The organism is Thalassospiraceae bacterium LMO-JJ14 (assembly GCA_021555105.2).
Lineage (GTDB): Bacteria > Pseudomonadota > Alphaproteobacteria > Rhodospirillales > Casp-alpha2 > UBA4479.
In genome coordinates this window covers 1,662,587-1,679,710 of sequence record CP134604.1, presented here as the reverse complement: position 1 = coordinate 1,679,710, position 17,124 = coordinate 1,662,587, and the positions used below count along the sequence as shown (strand labels likewise).

At 56.8% G+C, this 17,124-nt stretch carries 13 protein-coding genes; 11 read left to right on the top strand and 2 right to left on the bottom strand.

Annotated features, from left to right (window positions below):
• Window positions 1–63: 63 nt before the first annotated feature.
• Genes L2D14_08055 through L2D14_08035 form a run of 5 tightly spaced genes read left to right on the top strand, consistent with a single transcriptional unit; the run spans window position 64 to window position 7,034 of the window.
• Window positions 64–1,383, top strand: coding sequence for a methyltransferase domain-containing protein (locus tag L2D14_08055; GenBank protein ID WNK01374.1), 1,320 nt, complete (start codon window positions 64–66; stop codon window positions 1,381–1,383).
• Complete coding sequence (locus L2D14_08050) at window positions 1,380–2,708, top strand: DegT/DnrJ/EryC1/StrS family aminotransferase (GenBank protein ID WNK01373.1); 1,329 nt, start codon at window positions 1,380–1,382, stop codon at window positions 2,706–2,708. Before L2D14_08055 ends, L2D14_08050 begins: the two co-directional genes overlap by 4 nt.
• Window positions 2,705–4,192: a hypothetical protein gene (locus L2D14_08045; protein WNK01372.1), complete on the top strand. Its 1,488-nt coding sequence runs from the start codon at window positions 2,705–2,707 to the stop codon at window positions 4,190–4,192. The genes L2D14_08050 and L2D14_08045 overlap by 4 nt, the downstream gene beginning before the upstream one ends.
• Window positions 4,189–6,060: an ABC transporter ATP-binding protein gene (locus tag L2D14_08040; GenBank protein ID WNK01371.1), complete on the top strand. Its 1,872-nt coding sequence runs from the start codon at window positions 4,189–4,191 to the stop codon at window positions 6,058–6,060. The genes L2D14_08045 and L2D14_08040 overlap by 4 nt, the downstream gene beginning before the upstream one ends.
• Complete coding sequence (locus tag L2D14_08035) at window positions 6,057–7,034, top strand: sulfotransferase (protein ID WNK01370.1); 978 nt, start codon at window positions 6,057–6,059, stop codon at window positions 7,032–7,034. The genes L2D14_08040 and L2D14_08035 overlap by 4 nt, the downstream gene beginning before the upstream one ends.
• Window positions 7,035–7,108: 74 nt before the next feature.
• On the opposite strand, the gene L2D14_08030 is transcribed toward L2D14_08035, so the two are convergent.
• Window positions 7,109–8,887 (bottom strand): hypothetical protein, encoded by a 1,779-nt coding sequence (locus L2D14_08030; protein ID WNK01369.1) that lies wholly within the window; start codon window positions 8,885–8,887, stop codon window positions 7,109–7,111.
• A gap of 278 nt (window positions 8,888–9,165) precedes the next feature.
• Complete coding sequence (locus L2D14_08025; GenBank protein ID WNK01368.1) at window positions 9,166–10,296, bottom strand: glycosyltransferase family 4 protein; 1,131 nt, start codon at window positions 10,294–10,296, stop codon at window positions 9,166–9,168.
• Between the two features lie 131 nt (window positions 10,297–10,427).
• Here L2D14_08025 and L2D14_08020 point away from each other — a divergent pair, with 131 nt between their 5' ends.
• The 6 genes from L2D14_08020 to L2D14_07995 all read left to right on the top strand — a co-directional run bounded on the left by L2D14_08020 (window position 10,428) and on the right by L2D14_07995 (window position 17,123).
• Window positions 10,428–11,879 (top strand): hypothetical protein, encoded by a 1,452-nt coding sequence (locus tag L2D14_08020; protein ID WNK01367.1) that lies wholly within the window; start codon window positions 10,428–10,430, stop codon window positions 11,877–11,879.
• Window positions 11,880–11,882: 3 nt separating this feature from the next.
• Entirely contained in the window at window positions 11,883–13,223 is a 1,341-nt protein-coding gene (locus L2D14_08015) for a hypothetical protein (GenBank protein WNK01366.1), read from the top strand.
• Window positions 13,220–13,879 (top strand): formyltransferase family protein, encoded by a 660-nt coding sequence (locus L2D14_08010; protein ID WNK01365.1) that lies wholly within the window; start codon window positions 13,220–13,222, stop codon window positions 13,877–13,879. Before L2D14_08015 ends, L2D14_08010 begins: the two co-directional genes overlap by 4 nt.
• 20 nt (window positions 13,880–13,899) lie before the next feature.
• A complete protein-coding gene (locus L2D14_08005) occupies window positions 13,900–14,952 on the top strand; it encodes an N-acetylneuraminate synthase family protein (protein ID WNK01364.1) in 1,053 nt (350 codons plus the stop codon).
• Window positions 14,945–15,829, top strand: coding sequence for a hypothetical protein (locus tag L2D14_08000; GenBank protein ID WNK01363.1), 885 nt, complete (start codon window positions 14,945–14,947; stop codon window positions 15,827–15,829). The genes L2D14_08005 and L2D14_08000 overlap by 8 nt, the downstream gene beginning before the upstream one ends.
• Before the next feature lie 136 nt (window positions 15,830–15,965).
• Window positions 15,966–17,123: a glycosyltransferase gene (locus L2D14_07995; protein ID WNK01362.1), complete on the top strand. Its 1,158-nt coding sequence runs from the start codon at window positions 15,966–15,968 to the stop codon at window positions 17,121–17,123.
• Window position 17,124 lies beyond the last annotated feature (1 nt).

The window sequence follows — 17,124 nt, the reverse complement described above, 5'->3', positions numbered from 1 at the left end:
AGCGGTCGACTGCTAAAGAGAAAAGTGCATCTATAATTCCCGAAAGGGTACAGGGTCACTCAGATGTCACGTTTCAAAAGCGTCGCGGTCATTCCCGCCAGAGGAGGGTCCAAGCGGTTTCCAGGCAAGAACCGGATAGAGTTTTTCGGTCACCCGATTATCTCCTACACCATTCAGGCCGCTCTTGATTCGGGGCTCTTCGAACGGGTGGCCGTTTCATCCGATGATCCGGCTATTCTGGAAATTGCCGCCGCATATGGCGCCGTGCCGGTGCAACGGCGCCCTGAAATGGCCACCGACGAAGTGGCGACGGCGCCGATGTTGTTGGATTTCCTCGATCAGGAAAAGGCCGCCGGGAGAGACGACTGGGAAGTCCTCTGCTGCCTCTATGCCACAGCCGCACTGCGCACGGCCGATGATATCAAGGAAACAGTCGGACTCATCGAGCCCGGCGTCTGCGAGTTCTCGATGGGCGTTTCCCAGGCCGACCGTCAGGCGCATCAAGCGCTACAAGTGACACCGGATGGCCGCCTTGAACCGATGTTTCCGGATATAGTTAGCCGCCAGTCGCAGGAAATCGGTCCGCTCTGGTTCAGCAACGGAACCAGCTACGCCCTTTGGGTGCCGTCCTTTCGCATTCACCAGACACTCTACGGCCCGACCTTGAAAGGTCATTACATGCCGGCCGAACGCGCCGTCGATCTTGACGAGCCGGAAGACATGGAGCTGATGAAATTTTACTTCAGCCAACGGCAAGGCCAAGCGGAGAAGCAGCAAGATCTGCTCAACGTTTGGCGTGGCAATTTTGGCAACAATTACATCGCACGTAACTCGGCAACACCGCAAAAAATCCAGGACCGTCAACATATGTGGCAAAGGATTCTATCTTGCGTGCCCGAGCTGAACTCGATCTTGGAAGTCGGTTCCAATATCGGTCTGAACTTACGCGCTCTCAAGTCGCTAACAACCGCGACACTGACGGCGGTTGAGCCCAGTGCCGAGGCAAGAAAAATTCTCGTCGCGGATGGCGTACTGCCGGCAGGGCAAATCCATGACGGCTCGGCGACAACCCTCCCGCTCGCCGACGAAGCCGTCGATCTGGCGTTCACTTGCGGGGTACTCATTCACGTTCCACCGTCCGATCTGGACGATGCCATGGTGGAAATACATCGCGTGGCCAAACGCTTCATTCTTTGCTGTGAATATTTTGCCCCCGAAGCGGAGGAACTTCCCTACCAGGGCGAGGAAGGCCTGTTGTTTCGCAATGATTACGGCCGCTGTTGGATGGAGCAATTTCCCTCTTTACGGCTTGTCGACTATGGCTTCTTCTGGAAGCCGGCAACAGGAATCGGCAACATGACCTGGTGGATGTTTGAGAAATGACCTTGGCCCTATTCGGCGGCTCACCAACGCGTTCTCAGCCGTTCCCTCGCCATGCAACCTATGGCGAGGAAGAACGGCTTGCCGCCGAGCGGGTGCTGACAAGCGGTATACTTTCCCGCTTCCTTGGAAGCTGGCACCCGGACTTCTATGGCGGACCTGAAGTCCAGGCGTTCGAAGAAGAATGGGCCACGGCTTACGAAGCGCGCTTCGCCGTTTCTGTCAATTCGGCCACATCGGGTCTACAGGCGGCGGTTGGGGCGTGTGGGCTCGAACCCGGCGACGAAATCATCGTATCGCCCTATTCGATGTGCGCTTCAGCCACCGCACCGCTGATCTATGGCGCCGTACCGCGTTTCGCCGACATCGAACGCGAACGATTCACGCTCTGTCCTGCCAGCGTCGAAGCCGCAATCACCTCGCGCACCAAGGCCATCCTCGTCGTCCACTTGTTCGGGTGTCCAGCCGACATGGATGCGCTGATGGACATCGCCGATCGCCATAATCTGATGGTCATCGAAGATTGCGCCCAGGCCCCTTTCGCACGACTGAACGGCAAACCGGTCGGTACGCTGGGGCATCTCGGGGTTTTCAGCCTCAATTACCACAAACACGTCCACACGGGTGAAGGCGGCGTGGTCGTAACCAACGATCCCGTTCTGGCCGAACGTCTGCAGTTGATCCGCAACCACGCCGAGGCCGTGGTCGAAGGCAAGGGCGTGTCCGACCTTTCCAACATGGTCGGATTCAATTTCCGCCTTGGTGAAATTGAAGCCGCCCTGGGGCGGGTGCAACTGGCGAAGGCAGAACGGCTGGTTTCGGAACGCCGCGACAACGTAACCAGGCTGGAATCCATGCTGACAGGCCTGCCGGGCCTGAAACCGGCGCCGTGCCCAGCGGAAACCGAGCATTCCTATTACCTTCATGCCCTGCTGTTCGACGCAGCGCTGGCGGGCGTCCCACGCGAAGCGGTGGTTGCGGCCCTGCGCGCGGAATTGCCGGTGACTGAATTGCGTGAAGGCGAAGGCCCATTGATCCGTGCAGGTTACATAAAGCCCCTGTATTACATGCCTTTGTTCCAACGACAGATCGCCATCGGCGGCGCGGGATTTCCATTCACGACGATCCCCGAGGCGGAACGCCCGAGCTATGCGCCCGGCACCTGCCCGATAACCGAGGACATCCAGGACAACAGTATGATCATTCATGAATGGATGCGCCCTGGCATGACCGAGCAAGACCTGAGCGACGTGGCGGATGCCTTTCACAAGGTTTTCGATAACCTGAATTTCCTCCGCTCGCGGTGGAATGAGGTTGGCAAAGCATGAAGGTTCTGGCGCTCTTCTATGTAGAGTTTTGCGAATGGCCGCGCATGATTCTGTCCGCGCTCGGAGAACGGACGGAACACCTGGAGGTCTGCGTCATCGTCGTTCGCGACCAAACCGTGATGGGCCGGCTCCGCTCCGATAACGAACTGCACTACTCGGCGATCGAATACCTGCCGGATCAGGAACAAGCCTGGCTCGGGTCACAATCGACAGGCCCAGCAGAATGGCCTTCCGAAGCGATGGTCGAACGTGTCATACGCGGCGACCGCCATGTGGGAAGCCGGCACGCGACCGGCGGTGTCATTCCCGAAACGCCTATCAGCCGGGCCTGCGGCACGGAAGACGCAGCAAAGGGTTTTGCCCAAAAGCAGTTGCAATGGCTTCGTGATATTTTCGAGCGTGAGAAGCCCGATCTGGTGCTCACGTACTTACCCGAAGATGCGGCGAGCCTGGCCGCGGCGTTGTTGGCAGAGGAAATGTCCGTTCCTTTCCTGACGTTCGCCTCGGCCCGTTTTGGCCACCGTTTCATGTTCTTTTCCGATGCGGCCGGGGCCTGCCCATTATTCGGCGCAAGCGATAATGACGACGAAGCCCACCGCGTACTTGAAAGCTATAGGGCAAAACCGCAACCGCCCGGCTATTCCGCATTCAATACCCGCGTGACCTTCTCGCTGCCGCCGCTGATCGACCTCGCAGCCCTGGCCTGGTGGACCCTCATCCGCCGCCCGCCCGATGTTCCTTCCTACCCCTACCCTGGCGCCCGTCTGACATGGGAACTGCGGCGGTGGTCCTTCGCCCACATACTTTACCGCTTGCGCCAGCTCTGGTGCGACGCGCTGCCGTCCCCGTCGCAGCCTTATGTGTTTTTTCCGCTTCAAGTCGACCCTGAAGCCGGGTCGATCGTCGCAGCCCCCAACTACACCGATCAGATAGCCCTTATCCGAACGCTTGCGAAAGCAGTTCCCACCGGATGGGAGATCGTCGTTAAAGAGCATATACCGATGCTGGGCCGGCGCCCCCGCGGCTTTTACCGAAAATTGCGCGCCTGCCCGGGGGTCCGCCTGGTGGCGCCGGATGTCCCACTGCACACCCTCATCGACGGCGCGCAGTTAACGGTGGTCGTAACCGGGACGGCGGGAATGGAGGCGGTCCTGGCGGGCCGCAAGGCCCTGTTCCTAGGGCCCACCCCGCTTGGCACCGTTGTTCCCGGATGCCATCATTGCCACGATATAGGCGAGATCGCCGCCATGATCACCAAGGCGGCCAGCGAACCGGGTCCGAGCGATGAAGCTGTTTTGGCTTACTTAAGGAATCTTCTGGAATCTTCGTTTGATGTTTTGCCACATCATTTCTTCGGCGGACTAAGAACCGTCACGCCGGAAATTGTCTCATCCTACCGCAATCAAATGGAATGGTTGATTGACAAAACAGGGCTGGCAAACATGGCCAAATCCGAGAACAGAACGACAGGCCAGGCATCATGATTATCAAAAGGTTGCGGAATTTATACGAAATTCTCGACACCAAAACCCGGCGCCGCATCCCCGTAGCGTTCGTTCTGATGATCATTTCCAACCTGATTGAAATTGCCGGCATGGCCATGGCGTTCCCGCTTGTTCACGTCATGGTGGAGCAGGAATCCTTTCGGGAAACGCCGTATCTTCTTTTTCTGTACAACCTGCTCAACGTCAGTTCGGTCGAACAATTCATCCTTGTGCTTATATTCCTGGTCTTCGGCCTGATTATCCTACGCAATGTTGCGATGGTTCTTATCGTCCGGTGGCAGACGCGATTCATCGTTACGGCTGAACTTCTGGTCAGTGAAAAGCTGCTGAGAAAATACATCCATGCACCTTACGAGTTCTTTTTGATCCGAACCGTCTCCGAACTCGTCACCAATGTAATAGGAACCAGCTCAGCCGCATTCCGGGGCTTTATCACCCCGTCAATGACCATCGCCTCGGAAGTATTCACCGTATCGGCTATTTTGTTCGGCCTCGCGGCGATCAATCCGATCATCCTGCTGATCGGATTGATTTCGTTCACCGGTGTCAGCGCGGCCTTCTATTATTGGGCGCGCGACCGGGTCACAAAATTAGGAAGCCGTTACATCGAACTCTCCAGGGAAACGAACGCCAGCATTTATCAAATTTTCGGCGCCCTGAAGGAAGTACGTGTGCTTGGTCGTGCGAGTGGATTGACCGATCGCTTCACACATTTCAATCGTGAGCTCGGCAAGCTTAATGTTCGCCGGACTTTTTTCGACCAGCTGCCGCGCACCTATTTGGAAATCATTTTTTCACTGGCCGCGATGGCGATCGCGACAACGGTCGTCTTGTCCGTTCCCTCGTCCCAGGCCTTGGCGTTTTTCGGATTGATGGCGCTGGTCCTGATTCGCCTTTTGCCATCCCTGGGGCGCATTCTTACCTCATTACAAACGCTGCGGATGAACGGCCCGGCAGCTGAGATTGTTTACCGCGACATCACCGGCAAGGCGGAATACCTAGAAGACGATGCAGCCCATTCGCTGGGCAACATATTCAAACCTTCGGAGGGTAAAGACGTTCCGCCGCCGCCATTGCCGAAGCCGGCCACGCCCGACATGCCCCTGGTCCGGCTCGAAGATGTCTCCTACACCTATCCGCGAACCAACCAGACGATCCTCGATCACATATCCCTGGACATACATGCCGGCGAATCCATCGGGATCGTCGGTGCCTCGGGCGCGGGGAAAAGCACCCTGGCCGACATCATTCTCGGCTTCCTCAAACCGCAACAGGGGCAAATACTGATCAACGGGCACCCGCTCGAAGACATCATGCCTTCATGGCATGCAAAGGTAGGGTTCGTGCCACAGGGACCGTTTCTGATGCGCGATACGATTGCAGCCAATATCGCCCTCGGACTGCCCCGCGAAAGCATTGACCTCGCAGCCGCCAAACGTGCCCTTCACCTGGCCCAGGCCGAGGATTTCGTCAATTCGCTGCCGGAAAAAGAACAAACCGTTTTGAGCGACGGCGGCGAGAATATTTCGGGCGGCCAGGCGCAGCGGGTCGCCGTGGCGCGTGCTTTATATCGTGACCCGGACGTCCTGATACTCGACGAAGTCACCTCGGCACTGGACGCCGAAATGGAATACCGGTTAAGCAATATGATCGAGGCGGTCAGCGGCGATAAAACGGTTATCATCATCGCCCACCGGCTGAGTACCATACAGAATTGCGACAAGGTTCTTTATATGGAGAACGGCAAGATCATCGGGTTCGCCGGTTTCATCGAACTGCAGGATATGTGTCCCGGCTTCAAACGCATGGTGCAGCTTGCATCACTCAACCGGGGACGCATCCAGTGAGGGAATGGGATTCCGATCCACAACGGCGCCCCCCTCTATTTCTGAGCGGCGCTCGCCGCAGCGGCACGCATCTAATTTATCGTCTGTTCGATCGCCACCCGGATTTTTTTAATCCTGGCCTTGAGGTCTGGTTCTTTGAATTCCTTGAGAGCCTTGGCCCAGCGGAGGCCCGGCATTTTGAACGTTTTCTGGCCGAAGCACCGACCGCTGCGGTGGTCGACGCCATGTTCGAACGCCAGTTGCTGCCGGTTTTACGCAACGAGCATCTGTTCAATGACTCGATGGTCAACCGTGAAACGGTCGATGTCGCATGGGACGAACCGGCCTTCATCAACCACTTCGATCATCTGCGCTGCAAAGCGCCGGCCGATCTCCGCGCCCTATTTCTGGCATGGTTCGACGCCATGCGGCTTACCCTTGAAGAAGAAGACCGCCCACGGCCGGTTGTCTGGAAGACGACCGACTACGGCACAACGGCGCGCGCTGCCAGCCGGATTTTCGATGACTTACGCATCCTGTTCATCGTTCGCCATCCTTTCTATTCCATCAGCTCTCTGGTCAACCTGCGCCGCAAGCAACCCCACCGATTCCAGTTTTCACCGATGCGGATCCTTGAGGAAACCGCCCAGATCAATCGCATGTATGAATGCCTGAAACAGCTTCGCACCGAAAAGGACGTGAAGGTTGCCGTCATCCGCTTCGAAGATCTGCTGCATGATTCCACGAAGACGTTGAAACCGGCCACAAGCGATCTGGGCATCGACTGGCACGATTGCCTGAGCGAACCGACCTTCTTCGGCCGGCCGTGGAAAGGGGACAGCGGCTTCAATATCATGCACGGTGTCGACCGCAGCCCGCTGGATCCCAACCGCATCCTTCTGAGCGCCGAGGAATGCGCTCAGGTCACGGAATGCCTCGAGGGTTTCATGCAGGCGTTCGGATATTCCGGTGATATAGATAACCTTTGCGCGTAGCCCGAGATACTTTCGCTCTCCGCATCTAGGCGAAAACCCCGATCAACATATCGATTGCCTGGACAGGCCGGTCATCAACCGAGGCGATGCGGCGCAACAGCTTTTCTTGCCCCCTGCCAGGGACCGCTGTCACGGCGAAGGACGGCCAGCAAACTTCTCAACAACCGAAGACGGGGGCCGGTACTGCGCGCGTTCGAGAACAAGTACCAGGCATGCTTCATCGGCAGCGAGATTTCTGGCGATGCATTGTATTCCAACACCCTTGCACACCGCAGGCGATGGCCAGGCGAAACCGTACGGGGGCCAACATCGAGCAATCGGGTTTCATAGTCTGCCCGGTCGCTCGGTATTTCAGTGTCGACCGGAAAGTCCCGGCGCGCCCAATCGCTGCCGGCGATCACAGGAACGCCGAGGACTCCGAACTCGAGGATCGAGGTGCCGGCCCACACGAGGCCCAAATCGATCAACCCGGCCAGCTCGAAATTATTGAGCCAATGATGGCCAAGGGTCTGAACATTGGGTGGCAGCGGCGAACGGACGAGATCCAGAAAAAATTCGTTAGGTACGCCGGCAAAATCGACGCGCGCCTCGCTGGGATGAGGCTTGATCAACAGCAGGATATCCGTACCCGCGACCGTTTCGATCGTATGGTTCAGCCAGTCGACCATGTCGGCATGCGCAGGCCCGGTATCCCTGGGCATTGCGATGTCGTAGACGATCTTGCCGATGAGGCAATAAACCCTGCCGCCGCCGGCCCTGTGGGCCTTGATGCGTTCGATTGCCTCGCGTGCGCCGGCCGGGCGCGTATCGATTTCCGATTTCGATGGGCCGACGATACTGGTCCGGTCGGCCTCGACCCAGCGCCGCACTTTCTCGGGGATTCCCGCGCCGTCGGCCTGACGGCCAAGCCAGGCTTCGAATTTTTCCGGGACCGGCAGAAAAGGCATGCGGAGGTTACGATGGAGAGACATGTTCTCCAGTGCGAACGCCGTTACTTCACGTGCCCGTCCACGATCGAAGTAGTTTTGTTGGGCGTCGCTGAATCCGGCAAAATGTAAATCTTCTCCGGCACATTTCTGCAGAACGAACTGAAAAATGATCCCGGTTGTATTGAAATTAAATCCTATTCCGAGAATCCGCACAGGCAATCCTGTACGATGTTTTATATCCAGTAGTTTTTCCGCGACCGTCAGTGCGGCGTCGGCTTCAGCAATGTTCCCCTGCAATGAATTCCTGAATTCACCGGTTTCGCGGATGTTCTCTGGGAAGGTATGGCGCATAAACTGTTTGGATAACCTCTCCCAGATCTGCGTATAAACCTCCAGCCCATCTACACGGATCGACCGTGCGTCCCAATCGACAATCCATTCGTGTTCAAGACGTTCGGTCGCTGGCGTCCGACCATGAACAAAACAACCGTGCAGGGAATCGAATTCCGCAATCCCTGACGGCTCCAACGGAAGCCCCATTTCATCAAGCAAGACCGTTGCCCAGCCGTTTCTTCGGAGGATCAGGAGTGTCGGCAGAATCTGCGCGAAGGCGAACGGGCTTGCCCAGAACGAGAATACCGCAAGGCCCTTCGGCTGACGGGGCTGTGGGAAAAGCCGCAGCAGCACCCTGGCCTTTGCCATCAACACCGTTCGATTTATTGCGCACAGCAATGGATACGGCTCGAAACGACGGGCCTTCTTATCGTAGACCAATACGAAGAGAGGGTCCCCGTAACGAATTATCCAGCGACGGATGAATTTGAAGGCGTCCCGTACACGTGTCCTCGGTTTCAAAAACACCCGGACAGATCGGACGATCCCCAGAAGCCTCGCCGCCAATGACTTGGGCTCATCGGTCTTCATCGGACTATCATTTTCCAAAAAAGCGTTCCTCTGATCCCCAGTCGATATAATGCCAGGCTGGCAGCAAAATCCCTGGATTTAAGCCATCCCTCAGGCTATTGGTCATCTGGATTTCCGGACTTACCCTCCCCTTGGAAAGGCTGTCCGAGTATGAAAAGCCCTGCTCAGAAGTCAATGTCCACTAAAAATGAGGGGACTCGGGATTGGCGTGTTTGCGCGGCCGTTCCCTGTGCTTCCGCCAAAGTGGTCATGCCCACTTTATTTCGGACTACAAGCGATCAATTGTTTCGGCCTTGCGAAGCCACCTGCAACAGCAGCATGCGCCAGCGTCCGAAGATTTCTTCCGGGGACAGCGTTGCCACACGCTGCATGGCCGCAGCCCCCAGGCGGCGGCGCAGGTCGGGGGAGTCCGTCAGCCGCGCCATGGCGGCAGCCAGACCAGGCGCATTCATTTCGTCCGCCAGCCAGCCGCATTCGCCGTGCACGATCAACTCGTCGACCCCGCTGACGCCCCGGAAGGCAACCGCCGGCAGGCCGGCAGCCATGGCTTCGGCAAGTACATTGGGAAACCCCTCGTAGCGAGAGGACAGGACCATCAGGTTGGCCCCGCCATATTCAGCCCCGATGTCCTTCGTGACTCCGGGCAGTCCCACCCGATCAGACAGGCCGGCGCTGCCGATGCGTTGCTGTAGAGCGGCGCGCTCATCGCCTTCGCCGATAATGCGGAGATCCCAGTCCGGATAGTCGCCGGCGATTAGGGCAAAAGCCTCAATCAACAGATCGAAGCCCTTTTGATCGTCCAGCCTGCCGACGGCGACGATACGAAAATGGCCGTTGGTATCGGGACGATCCGGGGCCGCTGTCAACTCGGGCTGCGGCACCGGGTTTGGCAGAACCGTCAATCTGGATGGCGCCATCCAGGTGAAAAAATTCCCGGCCCTCGCCGTCTGTACGACAAGCCTGTCGGCCCATGGATAGGTTAACCGGCGCAAGGCGGATTTAAACCTGCCGATGCGGTGAAGGTAAGCGCCTGGATCGATGCGTTCGGACACAACAACAGGAACGCCAAGAAAGCGCGTAACCAGAACGGCCGTTATGTTCATGGTGTCAAGGAACGACAACACCACATCAGGCTCAGCGGTGCGAACAGCTTTGCGCAGGTCGAACAGACGGCCTGCCAAAGAACACAGGCGTGACAAACCCGTGTCCTTGTTCAGCCGGTCAAGCGGCATAAGACGGACTTCAGGGGCGAGCGGAAAAAAAGGCATTTCCGCTTCTGGCGCAAGGGTTATCAAGGTTACTTCGTCGCCTGCGGACGCAAGGGCATTGCACAATCCGGCCATCACCCTTTCTGCACCGCCTGCCCGCATGGCGGGAATTAAACAAACGACGCGAAGTCTATCGGTCATTGTCGGGGATCAGACTCCAATTGTGCTTTTTCAAGGTATCAATACAGGTGCTGCTGGGTCAACATGCTTGCAAACAAAGGCAAAAAATAGAACATTTCCGTAATCCCATATCCTTTTATCGGGAATTGCGTATGCATGCCTCCAACCGCCGCCATGCTGCTCAGCGAGAACACTCGCTGACTTTAGGTTGGATTCTCTATCGCCTCGTTACCCGACCGCACCGGCTTATCCCGACCCTCCTCGGATACGTGCCACGCAGCATCATACGATCATTGTTTCAGCTGTTGCCGGTGCGACTGACCTGGCGATTCCGCCCGGAAGCGGTGATCAATGATCCGAAAGTATGCCGGAAAGCCCTTTCCTCCGGTGGCGCCGAATTTCTTGCCGCCATTCTGATGCGCCTTGTAGACGACGACGGCTGGCAGTCCGACCGGCCGACCATCTTTTGCTCCAGCCGTGTCCTTTTTGAAAAGGACCTTGTAGAGCTGCGCCGCTTAACGAGCCGTTTCAACTGGGTCATTCTTCATTCCGACTATATTGCCCGCTGCCAATTGCTGTGGCTGCCCAAGGAGTTGTGCGAACAACGCAACTATCTCAGCCGTATCGGCCCCGAGCACGCCGAAGCACTGGAAAAAGGCGACGCGCTGGCCAATGAATTGATGGCACAGTTCGAGAAACGCTGGGGTTTGGCCGCCATTGCCGCAGCCAACATCGATTACTGGGAAGAGGAACTCTACCGCCGCTATAGCAGAAGATCCGGCGTCCCTTTTCTGACTCTTTCCCAGGAACACGTGACGATCCCCTATTACTATTCGTTCAACATCCACGAGCTGCAAGCAGCACGATTTGTCTTCGACGGCGCAGGTGTCGCGGTGTTTGGCCCGCTCATGCGTGACATGATGGTTGAAAGCGGTGCCTGTCGAAGCGATCAGGTCTGGGTAACCGGCGCTCCCCGCCTGGATGCCTGGCAGCGCCCCGAGGCCAAGCAGGAGGAGCAGGACACCATCACCCTGGTCACGTACACCGAGCCCGAATATTTCGGTCCGAAGAACTTCGAAGAGACCCTGCGCTGCTTCTGCGCTGCCGCCGCCAAGCATCGTGGTGCGAATGTGCGCTTCGTGGTGAAATGCAAAACCCTCGGTGACCGGCAACAGGTAGAGGCAATGGCTGGCGACGTCGAAGGATGTGTGTTCGACCACGAAGTCCCATTATTTCATCTGATGGCACGTTCGCGCCTGATCATCAATTTCAACTCGCTGGCCATGCTTGAAGCGTTGCTCTCACCGGCGCAACTGGTCGTTCCAGATTGGGGGGACACCGCCGGAGACGCCGAATATCAGCAGGTGAAAGCGCAAGACCCGGTCAGCAGAAAGATTTATGACTTTCCAAAATCGACGCAGGAGTTGGAGGCGCTGATTGATTTAGCGGCCACGGATTGGCAGCCAGCGGATAATACCGAGGAACGGGTGGCGTTCCTGTCGCGTTATTTCCATTTACCGGAGGGCGGTGCCAGTGCTGAAATCGAACGCTTCGCTGCTCATTTCATCGAACAGGCCGATGCCGAGCGGCAAGACCGCCAGTGATCAATGCAATTTAAACGTCTCCCCTATTACGTCTTGAAAGCCGCCAGGGAACCTGGGCTTGCGTTACGGCTTCTGGCCCTACAGCTCATTTTGCTCAAACCCCTGGCCCGCCTGACCTACGCACTGTTCGGGCATCGCTTTCTCGGGCGCATTGCGGCACTGGCCGTGGATGCGACCGGGACGAGACAAGGCGTTCCAAACGTTCTCTGCAGCAGTCGGTTATTGTTCGACAAGGATATCGTGCAACTACGCCGTCTGGCGACACAGTTCAATTGGCTGGTTGTCGATTCAGGCTATCTGTCACTGCCACAGGAGCAGTGGCTGCCACCAGAACTATGCATCCAGCGTTCCTATGTTGCGCATCGCCAACCCCGGCATCTGGCGGCGTGGGATAAGAGCGCTGAATTCGTCGAAGTCTTCCTGGAGCGTGTCCAGACCCGCCACAGACTTTCCGCTGTAATCGGTTCGAACTTTGACTACTGGCAAGAGGAAGGTCTGCGCCTCGCCTGCCGGCGTCTTGGCATCCCTTTCCTGGTGGTGTGCCAGGAGCACCTAACCATTCCCTATTATGGCCCCATCAACATTGAAGAAATCCGGTCCCTGGGCTTTAGCGTGCCCGATACCGCCATTGCCGTGTTCGGTCAGTCCACCAAGGATTACATCGCCAAGGCGGGGGTCTGCGCGGACGAACGCATCGTCGTCACGGGTGCCCCGCGATTCGATGCCTGGTTCAACGCCAAGCAACCGGCACCGGTCGAATGCGACACCTTGACCTTGCTCAGTTATGCGGACCCCAGCTATCTGGCCCCCGGCAACTTCATTGAAGCTCTGCATGCCTTTTGTGATGCCGCCGCGGCCTGCCCCGACCCCGGGCTGCGGTTCGTCGTAAAATGCAAGTCGCCTGACGACCGCGATACAATTCGGGCGATGGTCGAGCGTAAAATCTCGGCCAATGTCACGTTTCAGTCCGACATACCCTTGCCTGAACTGCTGTCCCGTTCGCGTCTGGTGGCCGGTTTCAACTCGCTGGCCCAAATCGAGGCATTGTTGTCGCCAGCCCTGCTGGTCTGTCCGCAATGGGGGGATGCTGATCGGCCTGAAGCGGAAATGCAGATCAATCCGAACGATCCTCGCTGCCAATCCCATTTCGTGTTTCCACGTTCGGCCACGGAATTCGATGAATTGCTCAGGAAGGCCTGCCAGAGGGATTTCACCCCACCCGGCATCAGCGAAGGCCGCATGGAACTTTTCCAATTATATTTTCATGTTCCCACCGGCACTTCCGCCAGCGAAGCAATTCAGGACTTCGTCCATCACTTCATAGGGCAAGGAGAAAGCGCATGACTCGGACCTTGAACATCGCCTTATTGGGTGAGCGCGCGGACATGCAGATTGGAAATTTCCCCGGCGACAAGGTGCGCGTCATCCTTGACCACAGCGAGATTAGGGAAGATGACGATCTTGTCTTCTGCCTCGCTTATGCCCGTCTTATCCCCGAAGAATTCCTGAACAGGCCTCGTTACGGCGTTTTTGTCACCCACTCGACGGACCTGCCGCAAGGGCGTGGCTGGGCGCCTCTGCAGTGGAGTGTCCTCAAAGGACTCGATCATATTACCATTACAGCGTTCAAGGCCGAGCCCGGCTGTGATTCCGGCCCCTGGTGTTTCAAGGAACGCTTTCCCATTTCCCAGACGGACACCATCAAGACGCTTTACACCCGCGACACGGAAGTTACAGCGGGCCTGCTGGCAAAAATTGCTGCTGCGTGCCGCGACAACACACTTGTCCTGTACCCCCAGGAAGGTGAGGCATCACACTGGCGCCGGCGTACGCCGGAAGATAGTGAACTCGACTCGCGACGCCCGCTGATAGAGCTTTGGGATCACATCCGCGTTTGTGATAATGACCATTATCCAGCGTTCTTTCGCATTGATGGCAGCAACATTATACTCCGCTACGAAGTGGTCGCCGAGGCTCCGCCTGCCGACTCTGATATTTGAAGGTTATTGGAGAACAGTTCATGGGTACCATCAACCTGCAAAAAGTGTTCATCATCGCGGAGGCCGGCTCGAATTGGCGCATGGGCACAGCAAAACGCGACATGGCCGCTGCCCGGACCCTGATCGAAGCTGCGGCGGAGGCTGGTGCCGACGCAGTCAAGTTCCAGACCTATCGCCCGGAGACTGTTTACGTCGCCAATGCCGGCACCAGCGATTACCTGAGCGCCGCTGGGATCAACGACGACATCCGCGATATCTTTGCCGATCTCGCCATGCCGTACGAGATGATTCCGGAATTGATGGAGCACGCCAAACGCCATGGCATCAAGTTCATGAGTTCGCCGTTTTCGGTGGCCGACTTCGATGCCATCGATCCATATGTGGAGGCGCATAAAATCGCCTCGTTCGAGCTATCCCATTTACGCCTGCTGGAACGGGCAGGCCGTTCGAAAAAGCCTTTGTTCCTATCCTGCGGCGCCAGCAACGAACGCGACATTGCCTGGGCCGTCGACACGTTCCTTGCCGCGGGGGGGAGCGACCTCATCCTTCTGCAGTGCACATCCAAGTACCCTGCGCCGGCATCGAGCCTGAACCTGCGCGTTATCCCCTGGCTGCAGCAAAGATTTAACCTTCCTGTCGGCTTGTCTGACCATAGCCGCGAACCGGCGACAGCGCCGATCGCAGCAGTCGCCTTGGGGGCCCGGGTGATCGAGAAGCACTTTACCCTTAACAACAAGCTGCCCGGTCCCGATCATGCCTTTGCCATCACCGTGCCTGAACTGCACGAACTCGTCCGCCAGATTCGGTTGACGGAACAAATGCTTGGTACCGCAGACAAGGTGATCCTGAATGACGAGGCGGAATTGGCTTCTTATGCCCGGCGTGGCATACAGGCGATCGGGCCCATCGCCCAAGGCGAACTTCTCCGCGAGGGCGTGAACGTCGATACGCTCCGCCCAGGTAAGCAGCGCCTGGGCATACATCCCAAACATTTGCCACGGATCGAAGGCAAGCCGACCACACGGGATATTCCCGCCGGTGATGGCATACATTATGGAGACTGGATTGAGTAATTCGACGATCAAAGGAGCGATTCTCAATGTCCTCAATCGGACCGGACTTATCAAACCGATTAACCGATTGCCCGGCTATGCCGCCAAGATAGCGGTTTCCGAATTGAATCGGCATATGGAAATTGCGCGCGCGGAAATTGTAGACCTACGCCGTGAAACGTTCGCTCTCAGGCAGGAGCTTTCTGAACTGATCAACTTCATAGATCGGTATGTGGTATTGAATGACAGTACAGTTCAGCCGAGTGAAAAGCGCCGACACAGCAATTCCCAGGAATTTTTCTGGAGCGGCGTCCAGGGAGTAGCCTACGCCAAACGAAGCGAACCCCCGGAAGAAGGATACTACCACGACATTTGGAAGCCTGTATTGGATGCAGCGTCCGATTGTTCAAGTGCGCTTGAATTGGGATGCAACCGGGGCGGTCAGCTCCGCGCCATTCACACACTGAAACCCGAGATCGAACTTACCGGCGTGGAAATCAATCCCTATGCCGCCGAGGAGGCCGCAAAGCTCGAGTATGCGGAAATCATCCAAAAATCGATCCTCGATTTCACTCCCGAAAAGCAATGGGATCTTGCTTTCACGGCAGGTGTCCTCATCCACTTCGACCCCTTCTATCTTCCCGATGCCTATGAATTGATCAACAAAGCGGCGCGCAAGTACGCCTTTTTCTACGAAAATTATTCCGAGACCCCAGTCAACATCGATTATAATGGCCGCATGGATCTCTGCTGGGCCAGGGATTTCGCCCAGGATTTCCAGGATGCACATCCAGGCTGGAGTGTGATGATTGAAGGCGTTACCGATCCCGGCCCCAAGTATCCTCCCCACTCCCGGCGCAAGTGGACGTTGCTGCAGCGTACTGGTGCGGCCGGTTAAACCGCACAGGATGCCCTTTCCGCCAAGCTGAATTTCTTATCTACACGCCGCTCTCGCCCCGACCTTTCGCGGTCCGTCGGTTTCGTCGTCTATTCCTGTACTTATTTTGCTTCGCCGTTGATACTCTGGAAGGGCTATGAATAATCAACGACGCGAAATTCACTTGCTGCACATCATCACCGGCCTTCAAGGTGGGGGGGCTGAACGTTTTTTGCTCAGGCTTATCCCGCGTTTAGCAGAAGAAGGCGTGACCTCATCGGTTATTTCCTTAACCAATGGAGGGGACCTTGATGAAGAATTCAAACGCGCAGGAATAGAGGTGACATGTCTTGATTTGTCACCCGGTCCCATATCTCTTTTTGCCATCCCGCGTCTGGCCCGGCTTATAGCAACCAAGCAGCCAGGTATCGTTCTGACCTGGCTTCACCATGCGGACCTTTTGGGAACCGTGTCTTCGCGCCTGGCGGGCTATCGGCGGGTAATCTGGAATCTGAGATGCTCAGACATGTTTGCAAATGATCACCGCTGGTCATCGTGGCCTTTGAATAAAGCGCACAGCTTTTTGTCGCGTTATCCTGCAGCCATCATTTCTAATTCCAGGGCGGGTGAAGATTTCCATCGCAAAGCAGGCTATCGCGCCAAACACTGGGAACACATCCCGAACTCCATCGACACCGATTATTTCAGCCCCAAATCCTCTGCCCGCGATGCCATTCGATCCGAACTCGGCATCAAAAATGACGACAAGGTCATCTGCCATGCTGCCCGGGCGCATCCGATGAAGGACCATCAGGGCTTTTTGAAGGCCGCACTGCCAGTACTTACGAAAAACGACTCGGTTCATGTTATGTTGGCCGGAGCGGGCGTAGAGGCGGCCGCGACAGAGCATCTTACTAAGTGCCCACCCGAAGTCGCTCGCCGGGTTCACTTTCTTGGATCAAGAAATGACATGGCCGATGTCTATTCCAGCGCCGATCTGTTCTGCCTGTCTTCCATCTATGGGGAAGGGTTCCCCAATGTGGTCGCCGAAGCCATGGCCTGCGGGCTCCCTTGTGTTGCAACCGACGTGGGCGATGCGGCGCGGATAATTGGCGAGACAGGGAGGGTCGTGCCGCCGGGAAAGCCCGAGATGCTCTCCGCTGCATTGGAAGAAATATTGACGATGCCGCAAAACATGTCGAATCGAATGGGAGAGGAGGCCCGTTTGTCCATTATCGAGAGGTATCAGCCAAAACAGGTGGTTGAGTCCTATGTCCGCCTCTTTAACAGTATTCTCAATAACGGCTTGGGCTGAT

Coding starts and splice junctions, on each gene's coding strand:
- L2D14_08015 (WNK01366.1), top strand. CDS start 11,883: ATGCAATTTAAACGTCTCCCCTATTACGTCTTGAAAGCCGCCAGGGAA.
- L2D14_08055 (WNK01374.1), top strand. CDS start 64: ATGTCACGTTTCAAAAGCGTCGCGGTCATTCCCGCCAGAGGAGGGTCC.
- L2D14_08005 (WNK01364.1), top strand. CDS start 13,900: ATGGGTACCATCAACCTGCAAAAAGTGTTCATCATCGCGGAGGCCGGC.
- L2D14_08020 (WNK01367.1), top strand. CDS start 10,428: ATGCATGCCTCCAACCGCCGCCATGCTGCTCAGCGAGAACACTCGCTG.
- L2D14_07995 (WNK01362.1), top strand. CDS start 15,966: ATGAATAATCAACGACGCGAAATTCACTTGCTGCACATCATCACCGGC.
- L2D14_08045 (WNK01372.1), top strand. CDS start 2,705: ATGAAGGTTCTGGCGCTCTTCTATGTAGAGTTTTGCGAATGGCCGCGC.
- L2D14_08040 (WNK01371.1), top strand. CDS start 4,189: ATGATTATCAAAAGGTTGCGGAATTTATACGAAATTCTCGACACCAAA.
- L2D14_08025 (WNK01368.1), bottom strand. CDS start 10,296: ATGACCGATAGACTTCGCGTCGTTTGTTTAATTCCCGCCATGCGGGCA.
- L2D14_08010 (WNK01365.1), top strand. CDS start 13,220: ATGACTCGGACCTTGAACATCGCCTTATTGGGTGAGCGCGCGGACATG.
- L2D14_08050 (WNK01373.1), top strand. CDS start 1,380: ATGACCTTGGCCCTATTCGGCGGCTCACCAACGCGTTCTCAGCCGTTC.
- L2D14_08030 (WNK01369.1), bottom strand. CDS start 8,887: ATGAAGACCGATGAGCCCAAGTCATTGGCGGCGAGGCTTCTGGGGATC.